Annotated in this window: 13 protein-coding genes; 2 read left to right on the plus strand and 11 right to left on the minus strand. The window is 60.2% G+C overall.

The annotated features are described in order from the left end of the window. Positions 1 to 27 precede the first annotated feature (27 nt). On the plus strand, positions 28 to 978 hold the full coding sequence (locus HGP31_RS09955) for a PDR/VanB family oxidoreductase (protein WP_020795363.1): 951 nt from the start codon (positions 28 to 30) through the stop codon (positions 976 to 978). 9 nt (positions 979 to 987) lie between these two features. On the opposite strand, the gene HGP31_RS09960 is transcribed toward HGP31_RS09955, so the two are convergent. The 5 genes from HGP31_RS09960 to HGP31_RS09980 form a co-directional block, all read right to left on the minus strand. Further along, positions 988 to 1,701: a GntR family transcriptional regulator gene (locus tag HGP31_RS09960; RefSeq protein ID WP_008063900.1), complete on the minus strand. Its 714-nt coding sequence runs from the start codon at positions 1,699 to 1,701 to the stop codon at positions 988 to 990. Positions 1,702 to 1,785: 84 nt separating this feature from the next. After that, entirely contained in the window at positions 1,786 to 3,036 is a 1,251-nt protein-coding gene (locus tag HGP31_RS09965) for an OprD family porin (RefSeq protein WP_093935840.1), read from the minus strand. Positions 3,037 to 3,105: 69 nt separating this feature from the next. Next, positions 3,106 to 4,440 (minus strand): MFS transporter, encoded by a 1,335-nt coding sequence (locus HGP31_RS09970; protein WP_168757585.1) that lies wholly within the window; start codon positions 4,438 to 4,440, stop codon positions 3,106 to 3,108. Positions 4,441 to 4,808: 368 nt separating this feature from the next. After that, positions 4,809 to 5,090 carry a hypothetical protein gene (locus tag HGP31_RS09975; protein ID WP_020795360.1) on the minus strand — a complete coding sequence of 94 codons (282 nt, stop codon included), beginning with the start codon at positions 5,088 to 5,090 and terminating at the stop codon, positions 4,809 to 4,811. Between the two features lie 124 nt (positions 5,091 to 5,214). Then, positions 5,215 to 5,670, minus strand: a complete 456-nt coding sequence (locus HGP31_RS09980) for an eCIS core domain-containing protein (RefSeq protein ID WP_168757586.1) — start codon at positions 5,668 to 5,670, stop codon at positions 5,215 to 5,217. Positions 5,671 to 6,063: 393 nt separating this feature from the next. Between HGP31_RS09980 and HGP31_RS09985 the strand changes: the two genes are divergently transcribed. Next, the gene (locus HGP31_RS09985; RefSeq protein ID WP_168757587.1) at positions 6,064 to 8,190 is read left to right on the plus strand and encodes a TonB-dependent siderophore receptor; all 2,127 of its coding nucleotides are present in this window, start codon (positions 6,064 to 6,066) and stop codon (positions 8,188 to 8,190) included. 63 nt (positions 8,191 to 8,253) lie between these two features. Here HGP31_RS09985 and HGP31_RS09990 read toward each other — a convergent pair whose 3' ends face one another. The 6 genes from HGP31_RS09990 to HGP31_RS30940 all read right to left on the minus strand — a co-directional run bounded on the left by HGP31_RS09990 (position 8,254) and on the right by HGP31_RS30940 (position 12,904). Next, on the minus strand, positions 8,254 to 8,433 hold the full coding sequence (locus HGP31_RS09990) for a DUF1289 domain-containing protein (protein WP_168757588.1): 180 nt from the start codon (positions 8,431 to 8,433) through the stop codon (positions 8,254 to 8,256). Between the two features lie 2 nt (positions 8,434 to 8,435). Beyond that, on the minus strand, positions 8,436 to 8,795 hold the full coding sequence (locus HGP31_RS09995) for a hypothetical protein (protein ID WP_168757589.1): 360 nt from the start codon (positions 8,793 to 8,795) through the stop codon (positions 8,436 to 8,438). Between the two features lie 46 nt (positions 8,796 to 8,841). After that, the gene (gene dmeF, locus HGP31_RS10000; protein WP_168759150.1) at positions 8,842 to 9,771 is read right to left on the minus strand and encodes a CDF family Co(II)/Ni(II) efflux transporter DmeF; all 930 of its coding nucleotides are present in this window, start codon (positions 9,769 to 9,771) and stop codon (positions 8,842 to 8,844) included. A 19-nt stretch (positions 9,772 to 9,790) separates the two neighbouring features. Continuing rightward, positions 9,791 to 10,066, minus strand: coding sequence for a metal/formaldehyde-sensitive transcriptional repressor (locus tag HGP31_RS10005; protein WP_168757590.1), 276 nt, complete (start codon positions 10,064 to 10,066; stop codon positions 9,791 to 9,793). Positions 10,067 to 10,176: 110 nt separating this feature from the next. Next, positions 10,177 to 12,132, minus strand: a complete 1,956-nt coding sequence (acs, locus tag HGP31_RS10010) for an acetate--CoA ligase (RefSeq protein WP_168757591.1) — start codon at positions 12,130 to 12,132, stop codon at positions 10,177 to 10,179. Positions 12,133 to 12,190: 58 nt separating this feature from the next. Further along, complete coding sequence (locus tag HGP31_RS30940; RefSeq protein ID WP_420850695.1) at positions 12,191 to 12,904, minus strand: methyl-accepting chemotaxis protein; 714 nt, start codon at positions 12,902 to 12,904, stop codon at positions 12,191 to 12,193. Positions 12,905 to 12,920: the final 16 nt, after the last annotated feature.

The raw sequence follows: 12,920 nt of genomic DNA on the forward strand, positions 1-12,920 counted from the left end.
TGCGGTGGCCGGCCTTGAAGGTGCGCCATGATTGAAGTCGTCGTGACATCCCGCAACAACGAAGCCCTGGATATCTGCAGCTACGAGTTGGCCTGCGCGCAAGGCGGGGCATTGCCCGGCTTCAGTGCCGGGGCCCATATCGACGTGCACCTGCCCGGCGGATTGATTCGCCAGTACTCACTGTGCAATCACCCGCAAGAGCGCCATCGCTACCTGATCGGCGTGCTCAAGGACGCCGGCTCGCGCGGTGGTTCCCAGAGCCTGCACGAGCAAATCAACAGTGGCGATCGGCTGCTCATCAGTGAACCGCGCAACCTGTTTCCGCTGGTCGTCGAGGGGCGGCGCAGCCTGTTGTTCGCAGGTGGCATCGGCATCACCCCGATTCTGTGCATGGCCGAGGAACTGGCCCACAGCGGCGCCGATTTCGAGTTGCATTACTGTGCGCGTTCCAGTGAGCGTGCGGCTTTTGTCGAGCGACTCAAAGGCGCTTCCTTTGCCGATCGCGTGCACCTGCATTTCGATGAACAGGCCGATTCGCGCCTGGACGCCGCCAGGGTGCTGGCCAATCCGGGGCCTGACGTGCACCTGTATGTGTGCGGCCCTTCAGGTTTCATGCAGCATGTGCTCGACAGCGCCAGGGGCCAGGGCTGGAGCGAGGGGCAATTGCACCGTGAATACTTCGCCGCAGCGCCGGTGGACACCGCTGCCGATGGGGCATTCCAGGTCAAGCTGGGCAGTAGCGGGCAGGTGTTTGACATTCCGGCGGACAAGACGGTGGTCCAGGTGCTGGAGAGTCACGGTGTCGAGATTGCGCTTTCCTGTGAGCAGGGCATCTGCGGAACCTGCCTGACCCGTGTGCTCGAAGGGGTGCCCGATCACCGCGACCTGTTCCTGACCGAGGAAGAGCAGGCGGCCAATGATCAGTTCACGCCCTGCTGTTCGAGGGCCCGTTCGGCGCTGTTGGTGCTGGATCTCTAAGCGAGCCGATCATTCGCCGCGCGAGATCACTTTCACCCGCTCGCCATGGCTGATTGCGCCGAAGACCTCGGCGTAACGCAGCGTCGCATTGGCGTGTTCACGCATGATGGCTTCAGCGCGTGCGCCCTGGCGACTGACCAGCGCGTCGAACACCGAGTGGTGTTGCATGTGCGCAAAGTTGAAGCGCCGGTATTCGCGCGCCATGTCTTCACGATCGATCGCCAGCGCCGACACTGAAGCGAAGGGGCGATGGTCGTTGCGCGCCAGGGCTTCGGCAATGGCCGGGTTGGCGCTGCTTTCGACGATGACCTGGTGAAAACGCATGTTGAGGTCATGGAACGCCTCAAGGTCTTCTTCTGTCACGTAGCCTTTGTCGAACAGTGCATCGCCTTGCACCAGGCATTCACGCAGCGCCGCCTGCGCCTGTTCGCTCAAGCCGCGTTCGGCGCTCTGGCGCGCCGCCAGGCCCTCCAGCACCCCGCGCACCTCCACGGCACCGGCGATATCGTCGGCACTGACCGAGCGTACCTGATAGCCCCGACCGCCATGGCGCACCAGCAAGCCTTCCTGTTCAAGGGTCACGAAGGCCATGCGCACCGGCATCCGCGAGACGCCGAAACGTTCCGCCGTCGGAATCTCCATCAGCCGTTCGCCGGCTGCCAGTTCGCCCGAAGCGATCATTTTGCGCAGTGCGACCAGCACCATTTGACCCGGTTTGCTCATGCAGGCGACTTCCAGAGGTTGGTTCGCCATAGTAACGCAAGGAGGGGACGGATGCAGGGGCGACAAGCGCCCCTGGGGGGAGGGTCAGAGGGACAGTGGGTAGCTGACGATCACGCGGGTCTGATCGAAATCGCTGTTGAAACTGCGACGGTTGGTGGCGTTGTTGACCCGCACGCTGAGGTTTTTCAGTGGGCCACTTTGCAGGGTGTAGCTGACCTCGGTGTCACGTTCCCATTCCTTGCCGTTGCTGCCGGCCTTGGTGGTGGCGTTCTCGCCGTGGCCGTAGCGGGTCATGAGCAATAGGCCGGGGAGGCCGACGGCGGCGAAGTTGTAGTCATAGCGAGCCTGCCAGGAACGCTCATCGGCGTTACTGAAGTTGCCATTGAACATGTCATTGCCCAGGGTGCGGCCGCTACTGCCATACACGGACATCCAGGCGGTATCGCCGCTGACCTTTTGCAGCCCCAGGTACAGGGTATGGCCACCCAGGTTGGCCGAGAACAGCCCGTAGGCGGTATGGCTTTGCACGTTACCGATCAGGGCGCTGCCGTCATCCTTGTCGACGAAATAGCCCAGGTTCGCGCCGAGGGTCCAGTCGCCGAACTTCTGTTTATGCAGCAGGTTCAAATAGCTTTGCTGGTAGATGTCTTCGAGTTGCGAATGCCAGGCGCCGATCAGGGTCTGTTGTTCATTGAAGCGGTATTCGGCGCCGGCATAGTTAAAACCGTCCGACATGACGGTAGGCGCCGCCCAGGCCGAAAGGTCCTGCATGTTCGACGAATTGCGCAGGCTCACGGCGGTGTATCGACCTGCCTGCAGGTTCAGGCCAGGGAGCTCGCGGGACACCAGCATGCTGCCTTGGAAGGTCTGTGGCAGCAGGCGACCGTCATCGTAGCGCAGCAGCGGAACGTCGGGCATCAGTTCGCCCAGCATCAGCTCCGTCTCGGACAAACGCATCTTTGCCGCCACCCCGGCGCGCCCGTAGTTGTCGGCGGAGTGACCATCGTCGTGCACCGGCAGCAGCTCCGAACCGCTGCGCTGAGGGCCGCTGTCGAGCTTGACGCCAAGCATCGCGATACCGTCCAGGCCAAAGCCGATAACGCCAGGGGTGTAGCCGGAACTGAACTTGAGGATCGCGCCCTGGGCCCATTCTTCGATCTTGCTCTTGCTGGCGCCGGGATCGTTGAAGTCACGATTGAAGTAGTAGTTTCGCAGCGTCAGGCTGGTCTTGGAGTCTTCGAAAAAGCCGCCGCTCTCGGCTTGTGCCGGAGGTAAAAGGGCAAGCGCCATTGCACCGCCGAGCAGAGCCCGGGGAGGGAGAGAAAGGTAAGTCATTATTGTTGTTTTCCTGGAGGTGTAGTCGGCAGCGAGGGCAGGGCCTCGCTACCTCTTTTTTGTATCGGCTCAGGCCTGGCTGAGTGCGCTGCCCGGTTGTGCCTGGACCTTGGGTCGCAGTTGCAGCAACACGACGGCGGCCATCACGAACACCACGGCAAACACCCCATACAGGTGCAGTGGCTGCCAACCGCTGTCGAGCAACAGGCCGGCGACAGTCGGCGAAAGGATGGCGCCGATGCGGCCGATACCGATGCCCCAACCGACCCCTGTGGTTCGCACCGAAGCGTCGTAGACAATCGGTGACAGTGCGTACAAACCTGCCACGCAACCGTTGGAGAACAGCCCGATCAACAGACCCAGGCCGAGTGCCATCGATACCGATGAAGCGGAGCCGACGAACAGCACCAACAGCCCTGCGGTGATCAGCATGAACAGCGACAGCACCCGGGTCAGCCGCCAGCGCGAGGCCAGGCCGCCAATCAGCGCGGCGCCGAAGATGCCGCCGACACTCAGCAGCACGCCGCCGCTGATGCCTTGTTGTGCCGATAGACCTGCCGAGACCAGCAGCTTCGGCGTCCAGCTCATCACGAAATAGAAGCCGAACATCACCAGGAAGAACAACAGCCAGATCAGCAGGGTGGTGCGCCGTGAATCAGGCGAGAGCAGTTGCGCCAGGCGCCCTCTGCCTGAAATCGGCGCAGAGTGGGCGGCCGGCAGTTCGCGCAATGCGGGCTGGCCGAGTCGAGCGGCCAGTCGGTTGATGCGCACCAACGCGTTTGCCGGGCGGCGGGCGATCAGGAAGTCCAGCGATTCTGGCAAGTACAGCAGCACCAGGGGAATCACCGCCAGGGTCACGGCGCCCCCGAACAGGAACACCGAACGCCAGCCAAAGTGCGTCAGCAACCACACTGACAACAGCCCGCCCAAGGTCGCACCCAAGGCATACCCGGTCGATTGCAGGCTCACCGCCAGCCCGCGCCAGCGCTTGTTGGCGTATTCACTGGCAATCACGTTGCTGCTGGCCAGGATCCCGCCGATACCCAGGCCGGTCAGCCCACGCAACAGCGCCAGTTGCAGCGGCGTCTGGCTCAGGGCCGACAACAACATGCCGGCCCCCGAGAGCAGCAGGCACAGCAGGATCAATGGCCTGCGACCGTAGCGATCGGCCCACGGTGCAATGAACAGCGAGCCCGCCGCCATGCCGAACAGCCCGGCACTCAACAGCAGCCCGATCTGCGCGCCGTTCAAGCCCCATTCGGCGGACACCGAGGAGGCCGTGAAGGCCATCACCAGCACGTCGAAGCCATCGATCATGTTCAGGACAATACAGATGCCCACCGCCAACCATTGGAAGCGCGCCATGGGACGTTCATCTACCACACTCTTGAGATCGACACTCATGGCTGCCCCTCGAGAAGAGGCTGGGTAAAGGCAAAGCGAGAAAGGCACGCGTTGGTGGGTGCAAGCCGAAGCTTGAGCCCGATTGAGAAGTTATTCATCCCGACACCCTTGTTATTTTTATGAGCGGGCAGGCGCTGTACCTGACACCGTGCAGTGCCAGTCAATCAAGATATGGATCCATTGAAAAGTGGGTTTGACTGGATTTTTATCGAGATGTTTTTATTTTTTGAATAAATCACATAAAAATCAATGAGTTAATATGATTTATAAACTGTTCGATTATCGGTCATCTTCATTGGTTTTTATTAAGGGATCCATTGATGGCGGATGCGAAGCTGTCGGTTGCAGAGCATGTCCGGCCACAACAGCTATTTCTCCTGCGACTTCATTTCCGTTCTTATTTGCGTCTCAGGCCCGAAAAACTGATTGGGATCATCGGCCTTCTCCAGGTCAACCCAGGCTCGGCAAATGCAATGGGAGAATTGTTCCCGCACCTTTTCGGTGTCTTGCCAGTCCATGGGTGATGCCTGGGTTTTCTGTCCCTCGACTGTTTTATAGCAGACGCAATTGTCGAGTCGGGTGACGCCGTTATCGCTCTGGCAAGCAGTGGTAAGCAAAGAGATCGCGATGAGCATGACGATGCGTTTCATTGGCTCCTCTCCGAGGCTGTTGTGAAGGGCCGGACCTGAATGGACCGCCCCACAGTAGAAGAAGCTTAGCTGTCATTTTCCATCGCTCCATCCACTGCCAGCCTTTGGTAGCGGCCCCTTTAACTCACGGATTTCGAGGAAGCTCTGGCGAGGCTACGCTGGCTCTCAGCGCCTTGGCGACTTGGGTTTGAATCTCGTAGGCAGGTGCCTCGACGGCGCTGTAGTCACGGGTGTAGCGAGTGGCAAACTCGCTGACGCCCCATTGCTGGTACTGCTGCACGTGCTTCAACTCATGGGCCCATAACGCGACGTTGTTCAGTGCATCGTCCTGGCTGCGAAAGACGATGATGTCGACAAGGGTGACGGCATTGACATCGGGGTTCTGCAGCATGGTGTTCGCGGCGTTGAGCTCTTCGTCATCGCCGATCTTGTAGCGGGCCGAGTCGAGCACCTGTATGTCGTAGTAGGGTTCAAGCTGGGCGCGAATATTCAGCGGGATGGTTTGAACATTGCCGGTTGCCGCGGTGTTGCGCGATTGAACAATCCAGCTCTGTAATCCTGCGGCCGCTATCTGGTTCATGTTTTCGAAGAGCTCCCCGCTGTCCTCCCTGGAACCTGGAGCACAAAAACAGGCAACCACACACACCTGGTACTGACCTTGCGGGCAGGCGAGAGCCGTAGACGAAGTGCCAACGCACAAGAGTGGAATCGCCAGGCGCAAGGCTTGACGTAGAAAGACGGCTGACAATGGGGACTCCCGCAGGCAGTTATTTGGGCAGGAGCATGCTGTCCTGCCACGAATTCGACCGTTGTTACTGCGTTCGATTCCCTTGATCCACGGTTTTTTCGTACCATTGCCCGCAAAAATACGAATGAGAACGCCTATCAAAAGCTATTGATACGGTATACCATGCGCCGCGAAATTATTGGCATGTATGCCGTCCCATTTGGCTATTCTCTCAAGGCTTCCTAGATGCGTCGTACCCTGCTGTCTATCTGTGTGCTCCAGGCGTTTTCCACTTCCACCTGGGCTGAGCCAGCGACAACCGCTGCAACCGGCCTGGAGTTGCAAGCGACCGACATCGTTGGCACCGCGGACCTTGAAACCGCCACGGGGCCAGTGGATGGCTATCGCGCAACCCGCTCTGCCAGCGCAACCCGAACCGACACGGCGATCCACGAAACCCCTCAGTCCATCAGCGTAGTGACCAAGGATGTCGTCGAGGACATCAGTGCCACAAGGTTGCAGGATGCGCTCGATTACGCCGGCGGCGTGGGACGGGCCAACAATTTCGGTGGCCAGGGGCTGACCACCTTCACCGTGCGTGGCTTTACCACCGGTGAGTTCTATCGCAACGGCTTCCCGATCAACCGTGGTTACCCGAATATGCCGGATGCGAACACCATCGAGCGGCTTGAGGTATTGCGCGGCCCGGCGACCACGCTTTACGGCCGGGGCGATCCCGGCGGTACGTTCAACGTGGTCTCCAAGCAACCGCTGGCCGAACGCACCGTCACGCTGGGCAGCCAGCTCGATGATCAGGGAATGAAGCGTGGCACCCTGGATGCCTCGGGCCCGCTCGACGAAGAGGGTCGCCTGGCCTATCGCCTGAACGTGGTGGGCGAGGGCGGTGACACCTTCCGCGATCACGTGGAAACCGAACGCTATGGCGTGACGCCGGTTATTTCGTGGCAGGCCAACGATGACACCAAGGTGATCTTCGAAGGCGATTTCATGCGCAACAATCACCCGCTGGATCGCGGCCTGACGCGCTATCCGAATCAGATTGGCACCGCGTCACGCGACACTTTTTTCGGTGAAAAAGACGTTGGCAAGTTGCACAACGACAACAACATGGCCCAGTTGCGTTTCGAGCACTTCCTAAATGACGACTGGACATTGGGCGGTGGCTTCCAGTGGCTCGATGGCACCTTGCAGGGCAATGCCGTTGAAGCCAATGGCGTGGCGGCCGATGGACGCACCCTGGGGCGCAACTTCAACTACCGCAAGCTTGAGTGGACAGACAAGGACACCCAACTCAATCTCACCGGGCATTTCACCGCGCTCGGTTTCGATCACACCTTGCTGACTGGCGTCGAATACGAGGATTACGACTACAAGTCGATCATCCAGCGCTCCAGCGGTGCAGTGAGTGCCTACCCGATCGATATCTTCGACCCGGTGTATGGCCAGCCTCGCCCGGCCCTGACCCGTACGCCGACCGACGACAAGGAAAACCTCAAGACCTACGCCGCCTTCGTCCAGGATCAGGTGGCGTTGACCGAGCGCTTGAAAGTCCTGGCGGGCGCCCGTTTCGAGCGCTTCGAGCATGACTACGAAACCTTCGTGCCGGGTGGCAGGAGCTGGGAAGCGAGCGATAACGCGGTGACGCCACGTCTCGGCGTGCTGTATGACCTGACCGACACCGTGGCGGTGTATGCCAATACCGCGCGCTCATTCAAGCCCAATAGCGGGGCCAGCCGCGAGGGGGGTGGTTTTGACCCGGAGAAGGGCAAGTCCTATGAGATGGGCATCAAGTGGGAAGCGCTGGATCGCCAGCTGAGTGTGGACGCGGCGATCTACCAGATTGAAAAACGCAATGTCCTGACCACCGACCCCGTGGACTCGACCTACAGTGTGGCGGCGGGTGAAGTGCGCAGCCGTGGCTTTGACCTGAACGTGGCTGGCAATGTCACCCCTGAATGGCGGGTGATTGGCGGCTATGCCTATGTCGACGCCGAGGTTACCCAGGACAACGTGATCGAGTCGGGCACCCGGTTGATGAACATTCCCAAGAACAGCTTCAGCCTGCTCAACGTCTACGAGTTCCAGGAGGGCGCGCTCGAGGGGCTGGGGCTGGGCACCGGGCTCAAGTACGTCGATGAGCGTGCGGGGCAAACGGCGAATACGGCGTTTTCGATGGGTAGCTACACCGTCGTCGACCTGCTGGGCTTCTACAAGGTCAACGACAAGGTCAGGCTCAATCTCGATGTGAAGAACCTGTTCGACCGGGATTATGAAGAAGGCGCCTTTGGTAACGTCTATGCCTACCCGGGTGCGCCGAGGACGGTTCAGGTCGGTATTTCCTACACCTTGTAGCTCGATGGGATGTAGCTGTTCACTCATTCGCCCGCCGCGTCGCAGGGCGAGTGAGTGAATGGGTCACGGGATCTTCTTCAGTCCCTTCAAGCGTATAGTCGCCCTTTGCACCGCGGCCATTTTTTCAGGCCGCTTCATGCGCTTCCACTTCCTGATGTCTTCCTTACTACGCCCGCAGCTCACGCACAGATCGCCGCGCAGTTGGCATACGGAAATGCATGGGTTTTCGATGTCCTTGGCCATCGTCAATGGCCCCTCGATGCCAGGCGTTTTTGCCAATCGCCATCATGAGCGCGTTGGCATTCCTCCTCAGAGTCGAATCGGACAGTGTGATCCGAAGGCTCCAGATCGATGCCTGCCTCATCCAGCGCGATGGCCGTCAACTCAAATACCCGCGCTTTCGCGCCAGCCTGGGCGAGTTTTCTGTCGGACAGGGTTTCGAACACCCAGGTCACCTTCAGCGTCTGGGCAAACGCGTTCATGTCAGCCGTGTGGGTGAGCCAGGTAAAGCCTTTGATTTCAGATTTTGCCGTTTCGCAGGCGTCGGTCAGTGTTGCAATCAAACGGCGCTCGATTCGCGCAAGTTCACGTTTGCCCAAGGGCATGGCGGGCTCCTTTGTGAGAAGTCGTGGGGGTTCCCTGTCGGGTAAATCAGACAGGTCGAAACTCGACAGTCAGATGGCTGATTTCGTGAACCGGCTTCAGGCGTTCACGAATGCTTTCGGTGTTTGCAGTGGCTTGGCCAATGACGCTGACGATCGCTGCATGCGCTTGCGGCCCAATCCGCCAGACATGCAGGTCGGTGATGGTTGCATCGCCGGGCCGTTCAACCAACTCGCGAACTTCCTCTGCAACGTGCTCATCGGTTTGATCCAGCAGGACGCTCGCGGTGACACCCATCAAGGTCCATGCCCATCGCGCGATGACAACGGCACCCACGATGCCCATTGCAGGATCCAGCCATACCCATCCGAGGTAGCGGCCAGCGAGCAATGCCACAATGGCCAGGACGGACGTCAGCGCGTCCGCGATGACGTGGGCGTAGGCTGAGCGCAGGTTATTATCGTTGCCGTGATGTTGGTGGTCATGATGATCGTGATCGTGATCGTGATCGTGGCCATGACTGTGACCGTGGCCAAGCAGCAGTGCACTGACAATGTTGACGATCAAGCCGACAATCGCAATCAGCGTGGCGGCTCCGAACTGGACCGTTGTCGGCTGCAACAGCCGCATGACGGACTCTACGCCGATTGCCAGCGCAACCATGCCGAGAATGAGCGCTGAGGCAAACCCACCCAAGTCTCCAACCTTACCGGTACCGAAGCTGTAGCGCCGGCTGGACGCATGGCGCCTGGCGTATCCATACGCGGCCACCGCGATGCCCAATGCACCGGCATGGGTTGCCATGTGAAAGCCATCGGCAAGCAGCGCCATCGAGCCGGTGATATAGCCGACGCTGATTTCGCCCACCATCATCACCAGGGTCAGCGCCACGACCCAAAGCGTGCGTTTGGCATTTTCTGCGTGTGCAGGCCCAAGGAATACGTGGTCGTGTACATGTTTGATGTTGGTGTTGCTCATGAGCCGGTACTCCTTGAGTTCACTTGGCGTAGCGGCGAATGGCTTCAAGCAGTTCTTCAACACCCTTGTTGCGTTCATCTTCACTGAGGGCAGGGTTCGCGACATGCTCGCGAGCGTGATCCTCGATGATTTCTTCCATCAAGCCATTGATAGCCCCGCGTGTGGCAGCGACAAGATGCAATGTTTTCGCGCAGTCGAGCTCCGATTCCAGCGCACGCTCAACGGCCTGGATTTGTCCGGCAATGCGTTTAACGCGCTTGAGAAGATCGTCTTTGTTGGCAGCAATATGACTCACGGGATACCCCCTTACTTTCGTTTGGGGAGTATAGGTATACCCCCTATACCTATACAAGCCTCTTTCGTCCTTGAAAGTGAATGCCGGCTTTCAGGAAAGGGGGGCAGCTGTCAGGCCGCAGTAATGGTCTTGTGCGTATCAATCAAATGCTGCACCACCCCCGGATCGGCCAGGGTGGAGATATCGCCCAGGCCATCGTACTCAGCGGTAGCAATCTTGCGCAGGATGCGCCGCATGATCTTGCCCGAGCGGGTCTTCGGCAGCCCCGGTGCCCACTGGATCACATCCGGCGAGGCAATCGGGCCGATTTCCTTGCGCACCCAGTTCTTCAGCTCCAGGCGCAGTTGCTCGCTGGTCTCTTCACCAGCGTTCAGGGTGACGTAGACATAAATGCCCTGGCCCTTGATGTCGTGCGGCACACCGACCACCGCCGCTTCGGCGACTTTCGGGTGGGCGACCATCGCGCTTTCGATCTCGGCGGTACCCATGCGGTGGCCGGAGACGTTGAGCACGTCGTCGACGCGGCCGGTGATCCAGTAGTAACCATCGGCATCGCGACGGGCGCCGTCACCGGTGAAGTACATGCCACGGAAGGTCTTGAAGTAAGTGTCGACGAAACGGTCGTGATCGCCATACAGCGTACGCGCCTGGCCTGGCCACGAATCGAGAATCACCAGGTTGCCTTCGGCCTCGCCCTCGATGATGTTGCCCAGGTTGTCCACCAGCGCCGGCACCACGCCGAAGAACGGCCGCGCCGCGGACCCCGGCTTCAAGGCATGGGCGCCGGGCAGCGGGCTCATCAGGGTGGCGCCGGTCTCGGTCTGCCACCAGGTGTCGACGATCGGGCAACGGGATTGGCCGACGTTCTTGTAATACCAGTCCCAGGCCTCGGGGTTGATCGGCTCACCCACCGAACCCAACAGGCGCAGGCTGCTGCCATCGGCGCCTTCGACGGCGGCCGTGCCCGCCGCCATCATTGCGCGAATCGCGGTCGGCGCGGTGTAGAGGATGTTGACCTTATGCTTGTCGACGATCTTCGCCACCCGGGTGATGTCCGGGTAGTTCGGCACGCCTTCGAACAACAAGGTGGTCGCGCCGTTGGCCAGCGGGCCGTAGACAATGTAGGTGTGGCCGGTGACCCAGCCGACGTCGGCGGTGCACCAGTAGATTTCGCCCGGGCGGTAGTCGAACACGCGCTCGTGGGTCATGGCCGCGTACAACAGGTAGCCGCCGGTGGTGTGCTGCACGCCCTTGGGCTTGCCGGTGGAGCCGGAGGTGTAGAGGATGAACAGCGCTTCCTCGGCGCCCATCTCTTTCGGCGCGCACACGGTGCCCGCCACTTTCATCAGGTCTTCGTACCAGATGTCGCGGTGCTGGTTCCACTTGATGTCGCCACCGGTGCGCTGGCACACGATGACTTTCTGGATGCTGCTGGTTTCCGGGTTGGTCAGGGCGTCGTCGACGTTGGCCTTGAGCGGGATCTTCTTGCCGGCACGGATGCCTTCGTCGGCGGTGATCACCACCTTGGATTTGCAGTCGATGATGCGACCGGCCAGGGCCTCCGGCGAGAAACCGCCGAACACCACCGAGTGAATCGCGCCGATCCGGGTGCAGGCCAGCATGGCGACCACGGCTTCGGGGATCATCGGCATGTAGATGGTCACCACGTCGCCGCGGTGCACGTCCTGGCCACGCAGGGCGTTGGCGAACTTGCAGACTTGTTCGTGCAGTTCGCGGTAGGTGATTTTGCGGCTTTCGGAAGGGTCATCGCCTTCCCAGATGATCGCGACCTGGTCACCACGTTCGGCCAGGTGACGATCGAGGCAGTTGTAGGAAACGTTGAGGGTGCCGTCGGCGAACCACTTGATGTCGACATGGTGATCGTCGAAGGACGTCTGCTTCACCGTGGTGAAAGGCTTGATCCAGTCGAGGCGCTTGGCTTGCTCGCGCCAGAAGCCGTCCGGGTTGACGACTGACTGCTGGTACATGGCCTTGTAGGTCGCCTCGTCGGTCAGGGTGTTGGCCAGAACCTCGGGACGAACGGGATACAGGGAAGCCGCACTCATCTTTCTTACCTCGGTGGAATAGTTGTTTTTGTGATCTGAAATTGTGTTGCTGTGCACTTCAAATCCTGAAGCGGCTGAGCAGTCTGTGCTGCTCGCCTACCTGTTCCCCCATCACGGAACATTGGCGGACCTGCTTGGCGGCACTGCCGGTGACTTCGAGGCTGATGTCGCGGATGTTGGACGTATTGCGATTGATCTCCTCGGTCGTGGCGCTCTGTTCTTCAGCCGCCGCGGCGATTTGCAGGTTCATGTCATTGATGCGGTAAATGGCTTCACGGATGCGCTCAAGGGTTTCATTCGCCGCGTTGGCATCCAGGGCGGTCTTGCTGGCGGTGTCGCGGCTTTGCTGCATGCGCACCTGGGCGTGTTTCACCCCCATCTGCAGTTGGTCGATCATCTGGCGTATTTCCTGGGTGGATTGCTGGGTGCGCGAGGCCAGGGAGCGCACCTCATCGGCAACCACGGCGAACCCGCGTCCCGATTCGCCAGCACGTGCCGCCTCGATGGCCGCATTGAGCGCGAGAAGGTTGGTTTGATCGGCGATGCTGGTGATGACCGCGACAATCGATTCGATGCCTTGACTGAGCGTGGACAATTCATTGATGGCCTGGCCGGTGTCGTCCATCTCCTCGGCCAAACGCTTGATAGCCCCTGTTGACCTGGACACCAGGGCGACACCGTCTGCGGTTTGCCCGGTGGCAACGATGGCCGCCTCGGCAGCCGCTTGGGCATTGCGCGCCACGTCCTCGGCGGTCGAGGCCATCTCAGTCATGGCGGTGGCGAGTTGA

The organism is Pseudomonas umsongensis, from assembly GCF_012647205.1.
In the GTDB taxonomy this organism is placed as follows: Bacteria; Pseudomonadota; Gammaproteobacteria; order Pseudomonadales; family Pseudomonadaceae; genus Aquipseudomonas; species Aquipseudomonas umsongensis.